The following is a 25,912-nucleotide window of genomic DNA, read 5'->3' as shown; positions in this document are numbered from 1 at the left end:
AGGGATAGTTACATCCCTCTGGTGGACATAACCACAGGAATACGCGCACCTGCAAGGAGAAGAATATGAGTAACGCAAAAGTTGTTGATGTTATCATTCGAAAAACGGCAGAAAAAACGAAATTAACCGGTGAAGGGAATCTCTCGGTCTCTATTTCATCGCCGAGCGTGATTGAAATTCAGGGTTCTGCTCAGGACGTGGTGCGTTATGTCCGCCAGGGGAATGACCTCCTCATTTATATGAAAGATGGCAGCGTGATCCGCTGCAATAATTATTTTGTCGAAGACACGGAAACCCATAATCATTCCGAACTGGTATTTAACGATAACCAGGAGTTGACGCATATTTCATTTGCCGATGCCGGGGAAGCATCAGGCGTTGCCGCCACCGAATTAACCGCCCAGGCTGCACCCATTAGCAGCATTGAACCTTTTCTGGAGCAGGGAAGCGTCTTAAGCGATGCGCCGTGGGGCTGGATTGCCGGAGCGGCGTTGGGAGGCGGTGCGATTGGCGCACTGCTGGCTCACGGCGGTGACGGCGAAACCAAAACAAAAGTTATTGATAATACGAAAGAAGTCGAAAGCGCCACGCCAACATTTTTGCTGACGGATAACGCGGGTGACAAGCAGGGGGTGCTGAGTGCAAAAGAGGTCACGGATGATAACACCCCAACCTTCAGCGGTACCGGGCAGCCGGGCGCGACCATTCAGGTTAAAGACAGCAGCGGCAGCACCATCGCCAGCACCATGGTCGCAAAGGACGGCACCTGGACGGTAACACTTCCGACCCAGGCGGAGGGGGAACATACCTGGTCCGTCGTCCAGATCGACGGCAGTAAAACGACCTCTGCGGGCAGTATTACCGTAACCGTTTCTACAGCGGATACCAGCGTGACGCTCGCCACCACGGCGGGCGATAACGTGATCAACGCCAGCGAGCAGGCCGCTGGCTTTACGCTGTCCGGCACCAGCAAAAACCTGGCGCAGGGAATGGCGCTTACCGTCACGCTGAACGGTAAAACCTATTCCGCAGAAGTAGGGGCAAACGGCGCATGGAGCGTGAAGGTGCCTGCTGCTGACGCGCAGGCGCTGGGCGATGGTACCTGGACGGTCAACGTCAGCGGCAAAGACGCGGCGGGCAACACCGTGACCGGCAGCCAGACGATTGGCGTCGATACCGCTGCGCCAGCAATTTCTGTCGACACAATCGCCCAGGACAACATCATCAACGCGGCTGAACATAATCAGCCGCTGACGCTGACCGGAAAAACCGATGCGGAAGCGGGCCAGATTGTGACGGTCACGCTGAACGGCAAAAATCACACGGCGACCGTGGGCAGCGACGGCACCTGGTCCGTTACGCTTTCGGCCAGTGAAGTACAGGCGATGGCTAACGGCGAGCACACCCTGACGGCAAACGTCAGCGACAAAGCGGGTAACGGGGCCTCCACCACCGCCGATTTCACGGTCGATACCGCAGCGCCAGTGGTCACTATCAACACTGTCGCGGGCGACGACATTCTGAACACCAGCGAGCAGGGGCAGGCTCAGATTATTTCCGGCCAGGCGAACGGCGCGGCGGCGGGCGACGTTGTCACCGTGACCGTTGGCGGCAAGACCTTTACCGGTGTCGTCCAGGCGGACGGCAGCTGGAGCGTCGGCGTGCCTGCCTCTGTCATTGGCGCGCTGGGTGAAGGTAGCCACAGCATTTCGGTCTCCGTGACCGATGCGGCGGGCAACACCGGCAGCGCGACGCACGGCATTACGCTCAGCGGCAACCCGCCGGAATTCACCCTTGACCCCATCAGCCAGGATAACGTCCTGAATGCGCAGGAGGCCATGCAGCCTCTGAGCCTGAGCGGGACCAGTAATCTGCCGAACGGCAGCGCTGTCACCGTGACGTTGAACAACGTTAACTATCAGGCCACCGTTGAGAATGGTAGCTGGTCCGTTCAGGTGCCGGTTTCCGACGTGCTGGATCTGGCGAATACCCTTTACACCGTGAGCGTCAGCGGCACCGACAGCGTGGGTAACAGCGGCTCCGCCGAGGCGAATCTGCTGGTCGATACCGCGTTGCCGCAGGTGATCCTCAACACCTTTGCCGGGGATAACCTGGTCAATAACGCCGAAGCGGCGGTTGACCAAACCCTCAGCGGACGCGTCACCGGCGCGGCGGCGGGCGATACCGTCTCTGTCACCGTGGGCGGCAAGAGCTACACCGCGACGGTTGGCAGCGACCTGAAATGGAGCGTGACCATCCCATCGGCCGACCTTCAGGCGTTTGGCGACGGCGATTTAACCTTCAGCGCCTCTGTCACCAATGCGCACGGCAACACCGGCACCGGCGAACGTGATATCAACATCAACGCCGAACTGCCGGGCCTGCGCGTGAACACGATCTCTGGCGATGACGTGATTAACGCCATTGAACAGCAGCAGGATCTGGCCGTGACCGGCTCCAGCACTCATCTGGCCGAAGGCACACAGATCACCGTCACCATCAATAATGTTGAATACGTCACCACGGTTAACGCCAGCGGCAGCTGGCAGATTGGCGTGCCGTCGGCGGACCTTCAGGCATGGACGGCGGTAGGCATGACCGTCAGCGTCAGTGCGGAAGATGCCTGGGGCAACACCGTGGCGGCTGAACACCCGATCGAGCTTGACCTGAACGCGGTGGCCGTCACCATCGATACCGTAACCACTGACGATAGGCTCAACGCGGCGGAAAAAGGCGCGGATGTCACGCTTTCCGGTCAAACGCAGGGCGTAGAGGCCGGGCAAACCGTGGTGGTGAAATTCGCGGATCAAACCTTTACCGCAAAGGTGCAGCAGGACGGCTCCTGGCGCCTGACCGTTCCGGCGAGCGCGATGGAAACGCTGATCGACGGGCGGGCGCAGGTGAGCGTCAGCGTGACTAACGTCAACGGCAACAGCGCGGACGCCTCACGCGTGGTGATTGTCGATACACAGCCGCCAGCCATTACGCTTGATAACCTGACCGACGACAACATCATTAATGCGGCAGAAGCGCAGCAGGATCTGGTGCTCAGCGGCAGCACAACCGCTGAAGCGGGCCAGACGGTCACCGTGACGCTGAACGGTAAATCTTACCAGACCACGGTCCAGGCGGACGGTCGCTGGCAGTTGAACGTGCCTGCCGCCGACGTTGGCGCGCTGACCGATGGCAATGTCACCGTCACGGCCACCGTCAGTGACGTGGCGGGCAACAGCAGCAGCGCGGACCGCGTTGGGCTGGTGGATGCCACCGTGCCGCAGGTGACCATCAACGATTTCGTCACCGACACCAACACCGTTAACCAGCTGGCCCATTCACAGGCGCAGATCCTGAGCGGCTCCGTCACCGGCGCGGCGGCGGGTGATTTGGTCATCATCACCATCAATAACGTGGACTACACCACCGTGGTGGATGCGGCGGGCAACTGGAGCCTCGGCCTGCCTGCGTCCGTCGTTCAGGGGCTGACGGACGGCACCTGGACCATTAACGTCTCCGTGACCGATCGGTCCGGCAACACCGGCAGCAGTTCAGTGGATGTGGTGGTCAATACAGTCACGCCTGTAATCGGTATTAATACGCTGGCAGCGGATGACGTGATCAATGCGGCAGAGAAGGGCGAAGATCTGCTGCTTTCCGGTACCAGCAACCAGCCGGAAGGAACCACCATCACCGTTAATCTGAACGGTATCAACTATGCAGCCACCACCGACGCCAGTGGCAACTGGAGCGTTACCGTACCCGCCTCTGCGGTGAGCGCGCTGGGTGAAGCCAATTACACCGTGACGGCGAGCGTCACCGATATTGTGGGCAACAGCGCCTCTGCCACGCACGATGTGCTGGTGGACAGCTCGCTGCCGGTTGTTACCCTCAACAACGTCGCGGGCGACAATATCGTTAACGCGGCGGAAGTGGCCGCAGGGCAAACCCTGACCGGGAAAGTATCGAACGCGGCATCGGGCGATACCGTCACCATTATCATCGGCGGGCAGACATACACGGCTACCGTACAGGACGATCTCACCTGGAGCCTGCCGTTAACCCAGAGTCAGTTAACCGCGCTCGGCAACGGCGAACTGACCGTATCGGCCAGCGTGACGAACGCGCACGGTAATACCGGATCGTCTTCCCTGGATGTCACCATTGACGCCCAGTTGCCCGGCCTGCGCATTGATACCGTCGCCGGTGACGACGTCATTAACGTTATTGAACACGCGCAGAACCTGGTTATCTCCGGCACCAGCACCGACATGGCGGCGGGTAGCACCGTCACCGTGACCATCAACGGCAAGAGTTATTCCGCCTCGGTACTGGCGGACGGCACCTGGCAGGCTGCGGTTCCGGCCGCGGACGTCTCCCGGTGGGAGGACGGGTCGCTCACCATCAGCGCCAGCGCGCAGGATACCTCCGGCAACCCGGTGAACATCGGTACCGTGGTGGATGTCGATCTCGCCCCGGTGGCGATAAGCATCAACAGCGTGACGGACGACAACGTGCTGAACGCGGCAGAAAAAGGCCAGGATCTGGTGCTGTCCGGCTCCTCCTCGAACGTTGAAGCGGGCCAGACCGTTACCATTATCTTTGCGGGTAAAACCTGGACCACGATGGTCGATGCCAACGGCGACTGGACCTGCACCGTACCGGCTGCCGATCTGAGCGGCCTGAAGGATGGCGACGCCAGCGTACAGGTCAGCGTAACCAACATGAACGGCAACGCGGCCTCTTCCTCGCAGGCATTCAGCGTCGATACCGCCGCGCCAGCGGTCACCATCAACACCATCAGCGGCGACAACATGCTAAATGCGGCAGAGGCGGCGCAGGACCTGACCCTGAGCGGGACGTCTACTGCCGAAGCAGGCCAGACGGTCACCGTGACCTTCAACGGCAATCAGTACACCGCCCAGGTGCAGGCAAACGGCAGCTGGACGCTGGATGTACCGGCGGCGGATCTGGCGGGGATCGCAGACGGTAGCGCGGCGGTCACGGCGACCGTGTCCGATAAAGCGGGCAACCCGGCCAGCGCGGGGGCGTCCGTGCTGGTCGACACTACCGTGCCGCAGATTACCTTCAACATTGTGGCGGGCGACGACATTGTTAATATTGCCGAGCACGGCCAGGCGCTGATTGTCACCGGCAAGGTGACGGGCGCGCAGGCGGGCGATGTGATTACCCTGACCCTGAACGGCAAAGACTACACCGCCATGCTGGACGGTGCCGGTAACTGGAGCGTGGGCGTTCCGGCGGCGGACGTGGGCGCGCTGGCTAACGGCGATCAAACGATCTCCGCCACGCTCACCGATAAAGCGGGCAACAGCACCAGCGCGACGCACGCGTTTGACGTCTCCCTGACCGCGCCGGTGATTGCCATCACTACCCTGGCGGTTGACGACGTGATCAACGCGACCGAGAAAGGTCAGGATCTGCTGGTCTCCGGCACCAGCAACCAGCCGGACGGGACCCGCATCACCGTAACCCTGAACGGTATCAGTTACGCCGCCACCACCGATGCCAGCGGTAACTGGAGCGTCACCGTTCCGGCGGCAAACGTCTCGGCACTGGGCGAAGCGAGCTACAGCGTGACGGCCAGCGTGACCGATACCGCGGGTAATAGCACGAACACCAGCCATAGCGTGCTGGTCGACAGCGCGCTGCCGCAGGTCACCATTAATGCAGTTGCCACCGACGACGTGATTAACGCAGCGGAAGTGGCTTCCGGACAAACCCTGAGCGGGAAAGTGAGCGGCGCGGCGAGCGGTGACACTGTCACGATCGGTATCGGGGGCAACACCTATACCGCGACGGTTCAGGACGATCTGAGCTGGTCGGTTAACGTGGCATCTGACGTCTTAACCGCTATCGGTAACGGCGATCTCACCGTAACAGCGAGCGTGACCAACGGCCACGGCAACACCGGCACCGGCGAGCGCGACATCACGATTGATGCCAGCCTGCCGGGCCTGCGCGTGGATACCGTGGCAGGCGACAATGTGATCAACAGCATCGAGCATACTCAAAACCTGATTATCACCGGCTCCAGCGACGGGCTGGCGAGCGGATCGGCGCTGACGGTCACCGTCAACGGCAAAACCTACGCGGCAACCGTGCTGGCGGACGGCACCTGGACGGCGGCTATTCCGGCGGCTGACGTCGGCGCGCTGAGCGCAGGTACAGTCACCGTGACCGTTGACGGCCAGAGCGCGGCGGGTAATCCGGTTTCCATCAGCCATGACGTGAAGGTGGATCTGGCGGCAGTCGCCATCAGCATTAACCCGATAGCCTCGGACGACGTAATCAACGCGGCTGAGAAAGGCGCGGACCTGGTGCTGTCTGGCTCGACCACCAACGTGGAAGAAAACCAGACCGTTACCATCACCTTCGGCGGCAAGTTGTACACCGCGACGGTGGATGCCAGCGGCAACTGGACGGCGACCGTACCGTCTGCCGATTTAGGTAGCCTGAAAGACGGCGACGCCAGCGTGCAGGTCAGCGTCACCAACGTGAACGGCAACAGCGCCTCGGCGGGCCGCGAGTACAGCGTGGACGCCACCGCGCCGACGGTGTCCATCGAGATCGTCAGCAACAACAACATCATCAACGCGGCCGAAGCGCAGCAGGATCTGGTCGTTAACGGTGTCTCCAACGCCGAAGCGGGCCAGACCGTGACCGTGACGCTGAACGGCGTGGACTACACCACCACCGTACAGGCGAACGGCAGCTGGAGCGTCACCGTACCGTCTGCGGATGTCGGCGCGATTTCCGACGGCGATTACACCATCACGGCAGCCGTCGCGGATAAGGCGGGTAACCCGGCCTCGGCGGACCGCGATGTGCTGGTGGATACCACGGTGCCACAGCTGACCATTAACACCGTTTCCGACGACGACGTGATCAACAGCGCCGAGCATGCGCAGGCGCTGATTGTCACCGGTTCCGTGACCGGTGCGGAGGCGGGCGACGTGGTGACGGTCACCATCAATAACAAAGATTACACGGCGACCCTGGACGCTTCCGGCAGGTGGAACGTGGGCGTGCCTGCGGCGGACGTGAGTGCTCTGACCGCAGGGGATCACACCATCACCGCGGCGCTGACCGATAAAGCCGGAAACAGCAACAGCACAACGCACGAGGTTGAAGTCAACCTCACCGCGCCGGTGCTGACCATTGACACCGTGTCCGGTGACGATGTGATCAACAACACCGAGAAAACCCAGGATTTGACGATCTCCGGTACGGCTTCCGGGCTGGCGGCGGGCGCGGTGGTGACCGTGATGCTCAACGGCAAAGCGTACAGCGCCACGGTAGCTACCAATGGCCAATGGACTACAACCGTTCCGGCGAGCGAGGTGGGGCAACTGGGTGAAGCGCTTTACACCGTGTCGGCCTCCGCGACGGACAGCGTCGGTAACAGCACCAGCACCTCGCACACCGTGAACGTGGAATCCGTTCTGCCGGGCGTCATCATCAACACCGTGGCGGGCGACGACGTGATCAACGCTGCGGAGCTGGCAACCGGCCAGACCATCAGCGGTAAGGTGGTGAATGCCGAAGCGGGTAACACCGTGACCGTGACCATTGGCGGCAACAGCTACACCGCAACGGTGCAGAGCGATCTCACCTGGTCCGTTAGCGTGCCGGAGTCTGTGCTGACCGCGCTGGGCAACGGCGATTTAACCGTGTCAGCCAGTGTCACCAACGGCGTGGGCAATAGCGGAACGGGCGAGCGCGAAATCGTGATAGACGCGAATCTGCCGGGCCTGCGCGTGGACACCGTGGCGGGCGATGACGTGATTAACAGCATCGAACACGGGCAGAATCTGATTATCACGGGTTCAAGCGACGGCCTGACGGCGGGTACGGCGCTGACCGTCACCGTAAACGGTAAAACCTATCCGGCTACCGTGCTGGCAGATAGCACCTGGAGTGCGGCGATCCCTTCAGCGGACGTGAGTGCCCTTGCCGCAGGCACGGTCACCGTGACCGTTGAAGGGCAGACCAGCGCGGGCAATCCGGTGACTATCAACCATGATGTGACGGTGGATCTGGCAAACGTCGCCGTCAGCATTGACGCCATCGCTTCCGATGACGTGATCAACGCCGCCGAGAAGGGCGCGGATCTGGTGCTCTCCGGCACCACTGCGAACGTGGAGGAAAATCAAACCGTCACCATCGCCTTCGGCGGCAAGAACTACACCGCCACGGTGGACGCTGAGGGTAAATGGACCGCCACTGTGCCATCTTCGGATCTGACCGGTCTGAAAGAGGGTGATGCCAGCGTGCAGGTAAGCGTCACCAACGTGAACGGCAACAGCGCCTCGGCGGGCCGCGAGTACAGCGTGGATGCTACCGCGCCGTCCGTGACCATCAACACGATTGCCACAGACGATATCCTCAACGCCTCAGAAGCGCAGTCAGACCTGGCAATTTCCGGCACCAGCACCGCCGAAGCAGGCCAGACGCTGACCGTGTCGCTGAACGGCAAAGATTACACCACAACCGTCAGCGCGAACGGCAGCTGGACGCTGAACGTTCCGGCGGCGGATCTGGCAGGATTAACCGACGGCAGCGTGAGGGTCACTGCCTCAGTCAGCGACAAGGCGGGTAACCCGGCATCGGTTGATCACACTCTAATGGTGGATGTGACCGTTCCTGCGGTGACCATTCACACCGTGGCAGGTGACGATGTGATTAACGTGGCTGAACACAAGCAGGCACAGATTATCAGCGGTTCCGCCACCGGCGCGGCGGCGGGCGATAAGGTCACCGTCACGATCGGCGGCCAGACTTACACCACCGTGCTGGACGCGGCGGGTAACTGGAGCGTGGGCGTTCCGGCAAATGTGATTTCAGGCCTCAGCGACGGTACGGTGACCGTCTCTGCGTCTGTCACCGACGCGGCGGGCAACACCGGCAGCGGCACCCATAACGTGACCGTCGATACCGGTCTGCCATCGGTCAATTTCAACGCAATCAGCGATGACAACGTCCTGAACGCCGTTGAAAAAGGGCAGGATCTGAGCGTCAGCGGCACCAGCGCCAACCTGACGGAAGGCACCGTGGTGACCGTGACCCTGAACGGCAAAAACTACACGGCGACAACTGCGGCAGACGGCACCTGGAGCCTGACGGTTCCGGCGGCGGATCTGGCCGGTCTCGGTCAGGCCAGTTACACCCTGAACGCGACCGCCACCAACGGCGTGGGCAACAGCGTGAGCAACACCGCGAACCTGCTGGTGGACACCGCGCTGCCAACCGTCACCATCAACACCGTGGCGGGCGACAACGTCATCAACGCGGCGGAAGTGGCGGCAGGTCAGACCCTGAGCGGCACCGTGGCGAATGCCGAAGCGGGCAACACCGTGACGGTGACTATCGGCGGCCACAGCTACACCGCAACGGTGCAGAACAATCTGTCCTGGTCCGTCAACGTGCCGTCTGACGTGCTGACCGCACTCGGCAACGGCAGCCTGAGCGTGACGGCAACCGTCACCAACGGCCACGGCAACACCGGGACCGGCGAGCGCGAGATCGCTATCGACGCTAACCTGCCGGGCCTGCGCGTGAATACCGTGGCGGGTGATGACGTGATCAACACCATTGAGCACGCGCAGAACCTGATTGTTTCAGGCTCCAGCGACGGGCTGGCGCCGGGCACGGCGCTGACGGTTACCGTCAACGGTAAAGATTACGCGGCAACGGTACTGGCAGACGGCACCTGGCGCGCGGCGATCCCGTCCACCGACGTGAGCGCGTGGCCGGAAGGCACCGTGAAAATCAGCGTTACCGGCGACAGCGCGGCGGGTAACCCGATCACCATCAGCCACGATGTGACCGTGGATCTGGCTACCGTTGCCATCAGCATCAATGCGCTTGCCACCGACGACGTGATTAACGCGGCGGAGAAGGGCGCGGATCTGGTGCTGTCCGGTGCGACCACCAACGTGGAAGCCGGGCAGACCGTGACCATCAGTCTGAACGGCAGGATCTACACCACCACCGTGGACGACAGCGGCAACTGGACTTACACCGTGCCGTCAGCGGATCTGGCTGGCCTGAAGGATGGCGACGCCAGCGTGCAGGTGAGCGTCACCAACGTGAACGGCAACAGCGCGTCTGCGGGCCACGAGTACAGCGTGGATGCTACCGCGCCGTCCGTGACCATCAACACGATTGCCACAGACGATATCCTCAACGCCACGGAAGCGCAGTCAAACCTGGCAATCTCCGGCACCAGCACCGCCGAAGCGGGCCAGACGCTGACCGTGTCGCTGAACGGCAAAGATTACACCACAACCGTGAGCGCGGACGGCAGCTGGACGCTGAACGTTCCGGCGGCGGATCTGGCAGGATTAACCGACGGCAGCGTGACGGTCACTGCCTCAGTCAGCGACAAGGCGGGTAACCCGGCATCGGTTGATCACACTCTGACGGTGGATGTGACCGTTCCTGGGGTGACCATCCACACCGTTGCAGGTGACGATGTGATTAACGCGGCTGAACACAATCAGGCGCAGATCGTCAGCGGCTCCGCCACCGGCGCGGCAGCGGGCGATAAGGTCACCGTCACGATCGGCGGCCAGACTTATACCACCGTGCTGGACGCGGCGGGTAACTGGAGCGTGGGCGTTCCGGCCAGCGTCATTTCAGTCCTCAGCGACGGCACCGTGACCGTCACTGCGTCTGTCACCGACGCGGCGGGCAACACCGGCAGCGGCACGCATAATGTGACCGTCGATACCGGTCTGCCGTCGGTCAGCTTTAACGCCATCAGCGATGACAACGTACTGAACGCGGTAGAAAAAGGGCAGGACCTGAGCGTCAGCGGCACCAGCGCCAACCTGGCGGAAGGCACCGTGGTGACCGTAATTCTGAACGGTAAAAACTACACGGCGACAACTGCGGCAGACGGCACCTGGAGCCTGACCGTTCCGGCGGCGGATCTGGCGAGCCTGGGCGAAGCCAACTACACCCTGAGCGCGACCGCCACCAACGGCGTGGGCAACAGCGTGAGCAATACCGCGAACCTGCTTGTAGACACCGCGCTGCCAACCGTCACCATCAACACAGTGGCGGGCGACAACGTGATTAACGCGGCGGAAGTGGCTGCGGGGCAGACCCTCAGCGGCAGGGTAACGAACGCTGAGGCGGGCAACACCGTGACGGTGACCATCGGCGGCAACAGCTACACCGCGACGGTGCAGAGCGATCTGACCTGGTCCGTGAACGTGCCTGAGTCGGTTCTGACGGCGCTGGGCAACGGCGATTTAACGGTGTCAGCGACCGTCACTAATGACCATGGCAATTCGGGAACGGGCGAGCGCGATATCACTATCGACGCCAGCCTGCCGGGGCTGCGCGTGGATACCGTGGCGGGCGATGACGTGATCAACAGCATTGAGCATGGTCAGAATCTTATCGTCACTGGCTCAAGCGATGGGCTGGCGGTGGGCACTACGCTCACCGTGACCCTGAATGGCAAGACCTATGCCGCGTCGGTACTGGCAGACGGCTCCTGGACCGCGGCAATCCCGGCGGCAGACGTGGACGCTCTGGCCGCAGGCACGATGACCGTCACCGTAGCGGGCCAGAGCGCGGCGGGCAATCCGGTCTCCATCAGCCACGACGTCACCGTCGATCTGGCAGCCGTGGCAATCAGCATCGATGCCATCGCCACCGACGACGTGATTAATGCGGCGGAGAAAGGCGCGGATCTGGTGCTTTCCGGCAGCACATCCAATGTGGAAGAGAACCAGACCGTGACCATCACCTTTGGCGGCAAGTCTTACACCGCCAAAGTCGATGCCGACGGCAACTGGATGGCGAGCGTGCCTTCCTCGGATCTGGCGGGTCTGAAAGACGGCGACGCCAGCGTGCAGGTGAGCATCACCAACGCGCACGGCAACAGCGCTTCGGCGGGCCGCGAATACAGTGTAGATGCCACCGCGCCAACCGTAATGATTGACACGGTCGCAGGCGACAACGTGATCAACGGCAGCGAAGCGGCTGCGGGCGTGGCCATTTCCGGCACCACCACGGCGGAAGTCGGTCAGACGGTAACCGTAACCTTCGGCGGGAACAGCTACACCGCGCAGGTTCAGCAGGGCGGCGTCTGGAGCATTAACGTGCCGGGCACAGACCTGTCCGACCTGGCGGATAACGGCTATACCGTGCAGGTGAGCGTGAGTGACGCCGCGGGTAACCCGGGCAGCGCGGGTAAAGCGATTACGCTTGATACCACGCCGCCGACCGTCAGCTTTAACGTCGTGGCGGGTGATGACGTCATCAACAGCGTGGAGCACGGGCAGGCGCAGATCGTCAGCGGCACCGCAACCGGCGCCAGCGTCGGCGATAAGCTGATTATCACCATCGGTTCGAATCAGTACACCACCACCGTTGACGCCAGCGGTTACTGGAGCGTGGGCGTTCCGGCCAGCGTGATTTCCGCACTGACCGACGGCACCGTAACCCTCAGCGCGACTATCACCGACAGCGCAGGCAACAGCAGCACTCAGACCCATGACGTGGTGGTAAATACCGCATCGGTCGCGCTGACCGTCAACACCCTCAGTGGTGATGACGTGATCAATGCGGCAGAAGCGGGCGCGTCGCTGGTTATCAACGGTTCCAGTGCGCAGTTCGCCAGCGGTACGCAGGTCAATATCACCCTGAATGGTAAGAGCTATACGGCCACCATTCAGAGCGACGGTGCCTGGCAGACCACCGTTCCGGCCGCCGACGTGGGCGCTCTGGCCGACGGCGCGAGCTACCAGATTTCTGTTTCGGCGCAGGACAGCGCCGGGAACAGCGCCTCGGCGACGCACACCATCAGCGTGGACACCACCGCGCCGGTGATTAGCGTGAACACGTTGTCGGGCGACGACGTGTTGAATGCGGCGGAAGCTCAGCAGCCGCTCACCGTACACGGCTCTTCCAGCGCGGAAGCAGGCCAGACGGTGACCGTCACGCTGGGCGGAAAAACCTACACTGCGCTTGTCGGCAACGATGGCACCTGGACGCTGGACGTTCCGGCGGCAGATCTGGCCGCACTGAGCCAGGGTGCGCTGACGGTGACCGCCGTGGTCAACGATAAAGCCGGTAACAGCGGCCAGACGACCCATACCTTAACGGTCGATACCGTCGCACCAGCCGTCACCATCAGCACCGTGGCCGATGACGATATCGTCAACAACGCCGAGCAGCTGGCGGGGCAGACTATTAGCGGGACCACCACCGCGGAGCAGGGCCAGACGGTGACCGTCTCCTTCAACGGGCACAGCTATCAGGCGACCGTTGGAGCAGACGGTTCGTGGTCGGTCTTCGTGCCGGGCCGCGACTTCCTCGGCCTGAGCGATGGGGATTACACCATTACGGCTACGGTGAGCGATAAGGCGGGTAACCCGGGCAGCGCAACACACGACGTGACGCTGAACGGCGACGTGCCGACCATCGTCATCAACACTTTTGCCCAGGACGATATCGTCAACGCCGCCGAGCACGGCACGCCGCTGATTGTCAGCGGCACCACCGACGCGCCTGCGGGCCAGACGGTGACCATTACGCTTAACGGTAAAACCTACACGGCTACCGTTCAAAATGACGGCACCTGGAGCTATACGGTCGGCAGCGCAGACGTGACCGCGCTGGCGGACGGCGGTTCGTACGTGATCAATGCGCAGGTGAGCAACGCCATCGGCAACAGCGCCAGCGATAACCACAGCGTCACCGTGGATCTCACCGCACCGTCAATAGGGATCAGCATTGATTCCCTGCAAAACGATACCGGCCTGAGCGCGAGTGACTTCATCACCAACGATAAGCAGGTGGTGGTGAACGGTTCCCTGACCGCGCAGCTCGGTAATAACGAGAAGGCGCAGATCAGCCTCGACGGCGGCGTCACCTGGATTGACCTGACCGTGACCGGCACCACCTGGCGTTACACCGATGGCCGCACCCTGACGGACGGTACGTACCCGTACCAGGTGCGCGTCATTGATAACGCGGGCAACGTCGGGGCAACGGACAGCCAGGACGTGGTAATCGATCTGACTAAGCCTGCGGCGACGAGCATTACCGTGGATTCCGTCTCGCAGGATACCGGCCTGTCCGACAGCGACTTCATTACCAGCGACAACCAGATTAGCCTGAAAGGGACGCTCGGCGCGGCCCTGGGCAGCGGCGACCACGCGCAGATCAGCCTGGACGGTGGCGCGACCTGGACTGACGTGAGCGTCAGCGGTCTGAGCTGGACCTACGTTGATGGCCGCACGCTGGCCGACGGAGACTACAACTACCAGCTGCGGGTGATTGACGACGCGGGGAATATCAGCGCCACCACCAGCCAGGTGGTGACCATTGATACCGTCGCGCCGGACGCCAGCAAAACGATCGCTATCGACAGCATCAGCGACGATACCGGCCTGAGCAGCAGCGACTTTATCACCAATGATACCTCCCTGACGCTGCACGGCTCGCTCGGCGCAACGCTGGCCGACGGCGAATATGCCCAGATTAGCATCGACGGCGGAGTCAGCTGGCAGAACGTGATCGTCACCGGCAACAGTTGGTACTACGTGGACGGCCGCACGCTGGGTAACCAGACCTATGACTACTACGTTCGCGTAGTGGATGCGGCGGGCAACGTGGGTGCCAGCGCTCATCAGCAGGTGATGGTCGATACGGTCGCGCCGGATGCGGCGATTACGGTGACCGTGGATAACATCACCGTCGATACCGGCTTCGACAATAACGACTTCCTGACCAGTTCGACCTCGTACACGCTCAACGGGACGCTCGGGGCCGAACTCGGGGCGGGTGAGTATGTGCAGGTGAGCATGGATGGCGGCACTACCTGGGTTTACGCCACGGTAAGCGGCACCCGGTGGAGTTATAACGACGCGCGCACCCTGGCCGACGGCGACTACCGCTATCAAGTGCGGGTTGTCGATCAGGCGGGCAACGTCGGGGCCACCACCACGCAGGACGTGACGGTGGATACCCAGGCGCCGCAGTACGGCATCACCATTGACAGCATCAGCGAAGATACCGGGCAGTCCGGGAGTGATTTCATCACCATGGACACCTCGCTGACGATCAACGGCTCGTTGGGCAGCGCGCTGGCCAGCGACGAGCGCGTACAGATCAGCCTCGACGGCGGCAATACCTGGATTGACACTGCCGTCACTAACCAGCGCTGGAGCTATACGGATACCCGCGATCTGGCGGACGGGGATTACACCTGGCAGGTGCGGATCATCGACCAGGCGGGCAACGTCGGCTCAACCTCGTCGCAGGTGGTAACGGTTGATACCACGCCGCCTGAAACGGTGGGAACGGTGGTCAGCTATACCGACGGGGAAGGTGAACGTACGGGCACGTACGGCGCATCAGTCGCGACAGACGATACCTCACCGCTGATCAACGGTACGCTTAACCGTGCTCCGGAAGACGGCGAAATCGTGCAGCTTTACCGGGACGGGATCTTGCTGGGTCAGGTCACAATGAACGGCAGCGCAAGCTGGTCCTATCAGGACAACGGCCTGCTCGACGGGAATCACACTTACATTCTGCGCGTCACCGACAAAGCCGGTAACTACACGGAATCGGATGGCTTTGTGCTGAACGTCGATACCAGCATCCCGACCACCACGGCGGCGATTACTGCCCAGACCACCTCGGATACCACGCCGATTGTCAGCGGTACGGTCTCCGCAGACCTGGTAAACGGTGAATATCTGGTGGTGACGGTGAACGGGAAAACCTACACCTCCCAGACCGGCGGCGCGGTGGTAGTCGACCCGGATCACAATACCTGGTATCTGCAGATCCCGGACAGCGATGCCCTGAGCGTGGCGAACTACGACGTAACCGCGCAGGTGAAGAGTAGCGCGGGCAACGGTAACACCACTGGTACGGCAACCGGCAGCCTGGTGATCGATACCACCTCGGTGAATACCGACTGGGCGACCACGACGGGTAACTCGAACAACTCGACCATGACGGTGGGCACCAATAGCAGCGGGCTGTGGAATATCATTGCTAACGGCCAGTCTTACTCCAGCAGCGATAGCTCGACCTATGCCGGCAATACGCTGAGCAACACCCGTGGCTATTACGTGGTGAGTCAGACCGCCGCCGACTTTGACCGTAACGGCACCCAGGATATTTTCGCAACTGAGAACACCTACGCGGGTTCTACGCAGGTGATGTGGACCTACGATGGCAGCAGTTACACCGCCAGCCAGCTGGCAATGGGGACCACTATCTGGTACGGCGGCGTAATTGCCTACGATAAAACCGGGGATGGCTATCTGGATCTGGCCTACGGAGATGCCGGTATGGACTCCCTGACCTACCTGGTTAATACCAACGGCGTTCTGTCGCCGGACGGCACCGGCGGGGAAGGTGGATTCTACGGCCAGTTCGATTCCGGACGTGAAATCTCCGGCGTCGACCTGAACAACGACGGCACCGTGGACATCGTGCAGCACACCAACCGCAGCGGGGCGTACTCGCTCACCGTGATAAACAACAACGGGAACGGTACGCTCTCCATTGGCCAGAACCTGACCAACGTGTTTGTGGCCAACGCCTCGAGTACCACCACGGCGGCGTCCATGACGTGGGCGGACTTTAACGGCGATGGCTACATGGACCTGTACCTGGGCAGCAGCTACAACAACAACGGCGGGGTGATTTACTATAACGACGGTACCGGGCAGCTATCCACCACCAGGAGCGCGGTGGAAGCCTCTAACGCCACGGCGGGCTATTTGTCGGTGGCGGTGGACTGGAACGGCGATGGGCAGATGGACATCATCAAGCTCAGCACCTACGGCGGCTCGCAGACGGCAACCTTGTTCACCAACAACGGCTACGGTTCAACCTGGACTTCAAGCCAGCTGGCGTCAGGGCTTGCGAACGTCACCGGCGTCGCCGCGGTGGACTACAACTGGGATGGTGCGCAGGATCTGCTGGTGTCTCAGCAGAATGGCAAGGTAGTGCTGGTGCAGAACAATGCGGAGATCGCTGACGGTACCGCGATGCATCTGCACATTGTCGATAGCGAAGGCATCAACGCCTACTATGGCAACACGGTCAATCTGTATAACGCTGCGGGCGTGCTGGTGGCCTCGCAGATCATCAACGCCCAGTCCGGCATTGGCTCGAATGATACCTCTGCGCAGGTAAGTTTCTACGGGCTGGATCCGAACGAAACCTACTCGGCGGAGATCGTGAAGATCACCAACGGCGTGTCGGATAACGTCACCTGGACCGGCCTGGACGCGAGCAACGGCAAAGAGGGTTATGTTCTCACCGCCGAAGCGGCCACCGGCGGCCACAGCGGAACCATTACCGGAACCGGGTATAACGACACCTTTATCGCAGAGGATGGGACCTATACCTATAACGGCTCCGGCGGCTGGAATACCCATTCCGACTACGACACCTGGAGCAATACCGGCGGCATGGACGTGGTGGATTACCGCAATGCCACCTCTGGGATAACTGTTGATTTGCGCCTCTCTACGGCGCAGGACACCGGCTTCGGTACCACACGGTTGTTGAATATTGAAGGGATTAACGGCTCCGACCATGACGACGTGATCACCGGCAACAGCGGTGATAACCAGTTCGAAGGCCGCGGCGGTAACGACACCTTCAACATCGGCAGCGGCGGTCAGGACACGCTGCTTTATAAGCTGATCAACGCGTCTGACGCGACGGGCGGCAACGGTAGCGATGTGGTGAACGGCTTTACCGTCGGTACCTGGGAAGGGACGGCAGACACGGACCGCATCGATCTGCGCGACCTGCTTTCCGACAGCGGCTATACCGGCACCGGCTCGGCGAGCTACGTGAACGGCGTGGCGACGCTGGACAGTAGCGCGGGCAACATTGCTGACTACATCCGCGTGGTGCAGAACGGCAGCAACACCGAGATCCAGGTTGACCTCGACGGGACGGGCGGCCAGTTCTCGCCAACCACCCTGGTGACGCTGAACGGCGTGCAGACGGATCTGGCGACGCTGCTGGCAAATCATCAACTGTTAATTGCGTAAAACAACGCCGCGGGGAGCGATCCTCGCGGCTTTTTGCGTTTCTTTACATTAATAGCCATAACCCTCTATTTCACATGATTATTTTGCGGGCTCGTTTAGGCAACGTTCGATTTCTAATCATCTCGCAAAGGTATCATTTCAGTGCGAAATCATCGCCCTGAACAGGACGTAGCATTATGAAGACACATCCACAGTACGAACCCTGGTTGCAGGGCATGCTCATTATCGCTAAGCACTATCGGCTGGATTTTTCGGCGGAGCATGTTCGGGTCACGATTAACCATGAAAGCCAGTCTTCGCGCCAGCTGGTGCTGGAGGAGATGGCGCGCCAGCTTGGGCTCGGGATGCGTTGGGTAGCGGCGGAAGCCGTATCGCTCGACCCGTGGCGCTTACCGCTGCTGGCGGAGTTCACCGGCGGGCAAATCGCGGTCATCAACCGTATGGACAACGAAGGGAGCATCAGCGTGCAGTTCAGCGGCGACGGCGGCCTGGAGACGACGCTGACGCGTGACGAACTCGGTTCGCGGTTAAAAGGGCTGATGGTGCTGCGTCCCCTGGAGTCCACGCCGGATGCGCGCGTGGATGATTACATCAAACCCTATGAGAAAAACTGGTTCTGGCAGCTGGCGCTGAAAGACTGGCGTCGCTACAGCGATATTATGCTGGTGGCGCTGGTCGCCAACGTGCTGGCGCTCTCCGGCATGGTCTTTTCCATGCAGGTGTATGACAGGGTGGTGCCGTCCCAGTCGGAAGCCACGCTGTGGGTGCTGTTTGGCGGCGTGATGATCGCTATCGTGTTTGAATTCATCATGCGCATGCTGCGGGTGCATATTTCGGATGTGGTAGGGAAACGCGCCGACCTGCGTATTTCCGAGCGCGTGTTTGCCCACGCCCTGAGGATTAAAAACGGCGCACGGTCGAAATCGACCGGGTCGTTTATCGCCCAGATCCGCGAGCTGGAGTCGGTGCGGGAGCTGATCACCTCCACCACCATTGCGGCCATCTCCGATCTGCCGTTCTTCCTGCTGTTCGTCTTCATTCTGTGGATGATTGGCGGCCCGCTGGTGCTGGTGGTGCTGCTGGCCGTGCCGCTGCTGCTCATTCCCGGCCTGCTGGTGCAGCGCCCGCTGGGAAAACTCTCCAGCGAAGGGATGCGTGAATCGGCGATTCGTAACGCCACGCTGGTGGAAGCGGTGCAGGGGCTTGAGGACATCAAGCTGATGCGCGCCGAGCAGCGGTTCCAGAACCAGTGGAATAACACCAATGACGTTGCCGCCAGCGTCGGCATGAAACAGCGCTGGCTGACGGGGCTGCTGCTGACCTGGACCCAGGAGGTGCAATCTATCGTCTACGCCGTGGTGCTGCTGGTGGGCTGTTACCTGGTCATCAGCGGCGACATGACCACCGGTGCGCTGGTGGGCACCTCGATTCTGGCGTCCCGCACCATTGCGCCGCTGTCGCAGATTTCCGGCGTGCTCTCCCGCTGGCAGTCAGCAAAGGTGGCCCGCAAGGGACTGGATGACCTGATGCAGCGTCCGATTGACGATCCCCAGCACGGCAAAAAAGTGCATAAAGCCCACCTGCGCGGTGATTATCAGCTGGACGACGTCGGGTTTTATTACGACGAAGAAGAGAAGCTCACCGTGCTGAACGTCAGCAAACTGCGCATTCGCGCCGGAGAGCGCGTGGCGGTGCTCGGGCGGAATGGTTCGGGGAAAAGCACTTTTCTGCACCTGCTGGCGGGAATGCAGGAGCCACAGCAGGGCAGCATTTTGCTGGACGATATTGCTCTCAATCATCTTGACCCGGCTGACGTACGCCGCGATATGCAGCTGCTCAGTCAGCAGGCGAGGCTGTTCTTCGGCTCCGTACGCGACAACATCCTGATGGGTAATCCGCTGGCGACAGACGAGGAAATCCATCAGGCGCTGGTCAATAGCGGTGCGCTGGAGTTTGTGCGCAAGCAGAAAATGGGGCTGAACACCATCATCAACGAGGGCGGAATGGGGCTTTCCGGCGGGCAACGTCAGGCGCTGCTGCTGGCCCGCGCGCTGATCACCTCGCCGAATATTCTGCTGCTGGATGAACCCACCGCCTGGCTGGATGAGGTCAGCGAGAAGCAGTTTATCCAGCATCTGCACCAGTGGCTCGGTAAGCGCCGGACGCTGGTGGTGGCGACGCATCGTCTGCCGATTCTGGACCTGGTTGACCGCATCATCGTGCTGGAAAACGGCAAAGTGGTGATGGATGGCCCTCGTGATGCCATTTTACGCCAGCACGGAATGGCCCCGCAGCAGGCGCCGCAGCGCACGGTTAAACTGAAAACGGAGGTCGTGGCATGAATGATTTCTCCCGCTTTAATAGCCGACTGAAGGAGCCCCGCCTGCCGCGATCGTCGCTGGTGGCATGGTCGCTGTTTGCCCTGCTGGTGGTGTTTATTACCTGGGCCAGCCTGTTCCAGCTGGATGAGGTCACTACGGGCAGTGGCAAGGTGATCCCGTCCTCCCACGAGCAGGTGATCCAGTCCCTGGAAGGGGGGATTATCCACAGTCTGATGGTGCGCGAAGGCGATATCGTCGAGCGTGGTCAACAGCTTGCCCAACTGGACCGGACGAAAACCGAGTCCAGCGTGCTTGAGAGCGAGTCTCGATTAAATGCTGCGATGGCGACAGCCGCGCGTCTGAATGCTGAAGTGAACGACACCGGGCTGACATTCCCGGCAGAGCTGGATGACGACGTTGAGCTGGTTAAACAGGAAACGGCGCTTTACCAGTCTCGTCGCGAAAGCCTTGAAAAAGGGCTGGCGGGTTTACGCCAGGGAGCGGATCTCGTGCAGCGTGAACTGGCATTAACGCGCCCGCTGGTGACGCAGGGGGCGGCCAGTAAGGTCGAAGTTTTACGCCTTGAACGCCAAAAAAATGAACTGGAGAGCAAAATCACCGAGATGAAAAACCAGTACTACGTTCGCGCCCGCGAAGAACTGGCGAAAGCGAACGCGGAAATCGAAGCGCAGCGTTCGGTGATGAAAGGGCGCGAAGACTCACTCACCCGCTTAACGTTTAATGCGCCGGTGCGTGGCATCGTGAAAGACATTGACGTGACGACGGTTGGCGGGGTGATCCCGCCGAACGGTAAACTGATGAGCCTGGTACCGCTTGATGACCAGATGGTGATAGAAGCGAAAATCTCGCCGCGCGATGTCGCGTTTATCCATCCCGGGCAAAAAGCGCTGGTGAAAATCACCGCTTATGACTACTCCATTTACGGCGGGCTGGAGGGGGAGGTGACGATGATTTCACCGGATACCCTTCAGGACGAGGTGAAACGGGATGTTTATTATTATCGCGTTTATATCCGTACAGACAGTAACCATCTGACTAACCGGCAGGGCAAGGAATTCCCGGTGTTTCCGGGCATGATAGCTACGGTTGATATCAAAACCGGCAGTAAATCCGTCATTGATTATCTGCTGAAACCGTTAAATAAGGCAAAAGAGGCGCTGCGCGAGCGATAAAAAAGGCGTTCAGCAAGCCGAACGCCCGTCAGATCAGAGTGTAGACGTCATGTTGACAGCATGGCGTCGTTCTTTTGGCACCACATTGATGTAATGTGTGACATAGGCAAAATATAAACCGGCATAATTTTCGACAAGTTCGATAAATGCCGGGTAAATGGACATCCGGCCATCGCCGCGATCTTTAAGATAACCTGCCTCCTGTGCCGATTTGATAATGCGGTTGACGTGAATACGCGAGACGAAAAATTCTTTTGCAAGTGTGCTGGCTGAATACGCTATTATGGCACCGTATGCTGTTTTGTTTTTAATGGCCTGCAAATAGAGATAGAGCATAATCATCCGACCACCATCCTTATCAATAAATAAACCCACCTCCGGAAGTACTTTACTGAATGTTAATCCGCGGAAAAGGTATTCTGCGGCGCGCCGGAAAAAGTTGTGCCTGAGTGTGTCATTGTCCAGAAGATTAACATTAATGTTGAATGTCGGATAAAGAATGCTAACAGGCGTGAACGCCCCGGACATATAGCGTTTAAGCTCATCCAGTCCTTTTTCCGTAGGCGCGATTTTTGTTTTTCGCCGATCTTCGGTACAGCGCCAGGTCTTAATTCGCCCGGTGGTTTTAAGTATGGTGATGATCGCAATAACGCTGTTAGGGCTGGCGATATTATAGCGTGAGCACAGTGCCTTAATCTCCGAGACCGACTCAGCCTGATTGCCAAAAACAAAACAACATATTGAGAGTATTATATTGAACCGTGATTCCTGAAGCATCGTTTTGTAGAACAGGGGTTGTTTTTTATAAATGGCGTCATTGATTCTGTAATGTTCTATTATAGCTTCACTAAATCGCGGGTTGTTTTTAATGACATCCCGTCGATGTAGCAAAGCTCTGGATGAGATGTGATTATCCATAGCATTTTCTCTTTTTTGTCTGAGCCGATGAGAAGAAGTGTCCGGACTTCTTTTTCGGAATTTTCATTATACCTTGAGAAAGTCCTGGTTACTGTTGTTATATGAAAAGAAAATGATATTTATGCAGCATATGGATGAGTCGGTTGATTAACGCAAAGATGTTCATGTGCATAACATTGATAACGGTTTATTAACCAAATGGGGTGCGGTAAAATTATTCAATGCGACAAGAAATATTGGCTTTAATTACATATGGGAATGATGTTTGTATTCTCAGGAGCAGGTTATGTCTCAAAATTTACCTTCTGTGCAAGGTACTTGCTACAAGCAACGGTTTGTTATTTCAGCCTGCGGTTTCACCTTTGAAGGGTATAGCCTGCTTCTGAAATCTCGAGGCGTACACGCCACGCGACTCCATTTTGAAGAGGATGAAATATGTTCCGTTGACGTTGAAAAAATGATGGAAAATCAATCGCCCGAGGTTTCGGTTTTCCTTGGTCGTGACGTTGCTACTTTTCTTGAAAGCCTGAAGCGCTTGGTATCCGTTCTGAATGCACTGCCGGTGATTTGCAGGGTCACCCTGTATGGTGCACTACCTGAGCGATGGCTTAATGCAACGTTGAGAAGTCTCGTTAATAATACAAAAAAGCTTTCCACGATCAGGGTAGAGAATATTACAGAAATAATGGGCTTTGTAAAAAATGAGACAGATGAGCGTGCTGGCCCTTCACGCTTGTTGCGTAACGTACCGGACAAGGAGGGTAAAGAAAATTTGCATGGGTTAACACATCGCGAGTTAACCGTGCTACTGAATTTCTATCGGGGTATTTCCATAAAAGAGCAGAGTAAGAGGTTAGGGCTGTCAGATAAAACTATTTATACCCATCGCAAGGTGGGTTTGGGTAAATTATATATTATTAGAGTATGGTTTAGCGACTCTCGCGTTTTCAGAGATGAGGTTTGTGCAGTAAAAAATAAAACAAAAGTGTTTTCGGAAACGGAAATAGATATATTGCAAGCGTTACATAAACGGGAAATCTTTGCGGCTTATCAAATTATCACTGATAGTGATAAAAAAGGAGTTGGATTTGAAATCCTGCTGCGCTGGCATAAAAAAGGTGAGATCCTGAAGCCAACCTATTTTCTGGGAGGGATAAAAAATAGTGAAATATGGCTCAAGCTAACGGCGTTAGTCATCCATGCGGCCGTATCAGGTATCAATAAATACAATGGAAAATATTATTTTTCAGTTAACATTCCTCCTCAACTTGCTTCGGGAAACGCGCTGCCGGGGATGGCCAAAAAGGCCGTCGAAATGTTACTCAAACCGCAGTGGGCCGGGAAACTGGTCTTTGAACTAGCTGAAACGGTTGACGTAACAAAGGATAAAAATATTCCCGAAACACTCCAGCGTTTACGCGCCGAGGGATGTCGGATTTTTCTGGATGACTGTTTTTCAAAATATCATGCTATGCTGCCCATCAGATTGATTAATGTTGATGGACTAAAGCTTGATCGCGATATTGTTGAGCACTTTGTGGCTAACGACAAAGACTATAGCATTATTAAAGCGATACAGGTTTACAGCGACATGACGGGGACCGAATGCGTTGCGGAAGGCGTCGATAGCGAAGAAAAATTTGAAAAACTTGTCGCGTTAGGGGTTAAGCGATTCCAGGGTTATTATCTTTCCCGCGCGGTTAAAGAAGAAGAGTTGGATCGAATGGTACGGCTATTTAGTTAACGGCTTCACTATGCTGGTGGTACGACAGACTACAGTATTCGACCACCAGTAAAAAACACTCACTCACCGTCGCAATAGTGTATTCTCAGATATCATCACGCGTAAAGCCGACAACAATTTCAAGTGTGTTGCGAATGACATCGCAGGCTTCAGGCTCCTCGGTAATTTCAAGGGCGTGAATCAGTTGCAGGATGATCTCTTTATTCGAAAGGTTGTCACCGGTCAGCATAATACAGCGTATTGCCGAGCCTAACACTTCAACTTCACCACTGAGATGCTTTCCAGCATTAAGAAAGTGTTCCGCCAGTCCTTTATCGTGCAGGGCTTCAAAATTATACGTCTGGTGCATAGTCGCTTTACTCATGGTGGTCACCGTCTCGGTTAAAATTAGTGTTTCTTATTTGGGCTCAGAAGCGTGTTGTGAGTAAAGAGAGAGCGCATGCGGCCAATTTCATAATCGCCCATCACTCTTCCCCGGTCGTGCGATACGCCGGTTACACGCTGGCGCACTTCATCTTCAGCGGCAATCAATGCATTTTTACGCTCATCATTTGATTCAACGTTAGCCATCGCCTGCAGGCGATTAGCAAGAGACGCAAAGGTAATAGGTCCGTTCTCTTTCAGTATGGATAATACGGCCTCACCGATAAGGTCATCCTTAAGTCGTTCAAATTTAGTTCTATGCATAGCTTAATCTCACTCTGCTACACGCGGCTGTAGCATGGGGTTAGTCATCGCATCCAGATGCTCTATTCTCACTCAGCATGACTAACTTAGTAAGTTAAAAACAGTGTTCAGGTTAACGCTCGAAGAAGAGGGCTATCAAACCGTTATAGTGCGCTTTCTCAACGTCAGACGTTGATTCTTCAATTCTGCGCAACAGCTTTGTACAAATTGTCATTCTGCTCAGTTGTACATTTTCTTTGATGATCTCACTGACGATGGCACCAAGGGTTTCCTGCTGTGTTGGGACGTTATCCTTGTTAAAATACAAGGTTATAGCGCTTTCTGCTGTAGAGGGAGCATGGTTGCGACGCATAATTTTCCACCGTTGACAAACAATTTTGTAACATCACTGGCATCGAATTTATACTATCCGGTCAAATCTGTACATCTAAATTGTACAAGTTTTTCGTGCGGTTCGGGGATTTGTCATAAGAACTATCAAAATTAGGGGGGAAGAGAGGGAGAAAAACGTGGGGCATAAAAAAGGCCCCGGAGGGCCTGAAATTATTTCCGTCCCAGCAGAAGTCCCAGAACGATGCCTACCGCACCCGCAGCGATTAAGCCCGTTAACGGGTTATTTCTGACGGCTTCAGTAACATCCGAGACGGCATCACTGGCCTGAGCAGCATATTTTTTCGCTGCACCTTTCACCTGATGTTTAGGGGAATCAACGAATTCACCAAACTGCTGCTGCGCAGAGCCGGATAATTCATCAAGTTTGTTTTTGGCTTTATCGCCAGCGTATTGTGCATTTTTATCAGTGTCGAAATCAGACATTCCAGCCTCCTTTTGTTGATAGTCTAAGGATAGACGCTGATGGCAAGAGTGAGAGAGAATTCGCTAAAATCGACGCCTGATTACCTCTTTTTAGGATATGTCTTTCTTACATGTCCACCATAACGCCCTAAGGATGGAGTGGATAAATATTTCCCTCGCCGT

The 25,912-nt window shown here is 58.1% G+C and carries 9 protein-coding genes; 4 read left to right on the top strand and 5 right to left on the bottom strand.

Translation table 11 applies throughout. From position 1 onward, the window contains the following. The first annotated feature begins 65 nt into the window (after window positions 1-65). The 3 genes from ACOT1A_RS06675 to ACOT1A_RS06665 all read left to right on the top strand — a co-directional run bounded on the left by ACOT1A_RS06675 (window position 66) and on the right by ACOT1A_RS06665 (window position 21,585). Entirely contained in the window at window positions 66-18,071 is an 18,006-nt protein-coding gene (locus ACOT1A_RS06675; RefSeq protein WP_421625510.1) for an Ig-like domain-containing protein, read from the top strand. 176 nt (window positions 18,072-18,247) lie between these two features. Beyond that, window positions 18,248-20,413, top strand: coding sequence for a type I secretion system permease/ATPase (locus ACOT1A_RS06670; protein ID WP_368958456.1), 2,166 nt, complete (start codon window positions 18,248-18,250; stop codon window positions 20,411-20,413). Continuing rightward, window positions 20,410-21,585 carry an HlyD family type I secretion periplasmic adaptor subunit gene (locus ACOT1A_RS06665; protein ID WP_022648066.1) on the top strand — a complete coding sequence of 392 codons (1,176 nt, stop codon included), beginning with the start codon at window positions 20,410-20,412 and terminating at the stop codon, window positions 21,583-21,585. The genes ACOT1A_RS06670 and ACOT1A_RS06665 overlap by 4 nt, the downstream gene beginning before the upstream one ends. 33 nt (window positions 21,586-21,618) lie before the next feature. Here the strand turns inward: ACOT1A_RS06665 and ACOT1A_RS06660 are convergent, their stop codons facing one another. Further along, a complete protein-coding gene (locus tag ACOT1A_RS06660) occupies window positions 21,619-22,503 on the bottom strand; it encodes a hypothetical protein (protein ID WP_023300064.1) in 885 nt (294 codons plus the stop codon). Between the two features lie 286 nt (window positions 22,504-22,789). Here ACOT1A_RS06660 and ACOT1A_RS06655 point away from each other — a divergent pair, with 286 nt between their 5' ends. Further along, the gene (locus ACOT1A_RS06655) at window positions 22,790-24,247 is read left to right on the top strand and encodes an EAL domain-containing protein (RefSeq protein WP_276170203.1); all 1,458 of its coding nucleotides are present in this window, start codon (window positions 22,790-22,792) and stop codon (window positions 24,245-24,247) included. Between the two features lie 85 nt (window positions 24,248-24,332). On the opposite strand, the gene ACOT1A_RS06650 is transcribed toward ACOT1A_RS06655, so the two are convergent. The 4 genes from ACOT1A_RS06650 to ACOT1A_RS06635 all read right to left on the bottom strand — a co-directional run bounded on the left by ACOT1A_RS06650 (window position 24,333) and on the right by ACOT1A_RS06635 (window position 25,750). Continuing rightward, window positions 24,333-24,611, bottom strand: coding sequence for a biofilm development regulator YmgB/AriR family protein (locus ACOT1A_RS06650; RefSeq protein WP_075208094.1), 279 nt, complete (start codon window positions 24,609-24,611; stop codon window positions 24,333-24,335). A 23-nt stretch (window positions 24,612-24,634) separates the two neighbouring features. Beyond that, the gene (locus ACOT1A_RS06645; RefSeq protein ID WP_022648070.1) at window positions 24,635-24,934 is read right to left on the bottom strand and encodes a hypothetical protein; all 300 of its coding nucleotides are present in this window, start codon (window positions 24,932-24,934) and stop codon (window positions 24,635-24,637) included. Window positions 24,935-25,046: 112 nt separating this feature from the next. After that, window positions 25,047-25,286, bottom strand: a complete 240-nt coding sequence (ycgZ, locus tag ACOT1A_RS06640; protein WP_003857265.1) for a regulatory protein YcgZ — start codon at window positions 25,284-25,286, stop codon at window positions 25,047-25,049. A gap of 191 nt (window positions 25,287-25,477) precedes the next feature. Continuing rightward, on the bottom strand, window positions 25,478-25,750 hold the full coding sequence (locus ACOT1A_RS06635) for a DUF883 family protein (RefSeq protein ID WP_003857263.1): 273 nt from the start codon (window positions 25,748-25,750) through the stop codon (window positions 25,478-25,480). Window positions 25,751-25,912: the final 162 nt, after the last annotated feature.

The organism is Enterobacter cloacae complex sp. SYL003, from assembly GCF_049236925.1.
Classification (GTDB): domain Bacteria; phylum Pseudomonadota; class Gammaproteobacteria; order Enterobacterales; family Enterobacteriaceae; genus Enterobacter; species Enterobacter intestinihominis.
This window is presented reverse-complemented; position numbering and strand designations above follow the sequence as displayed.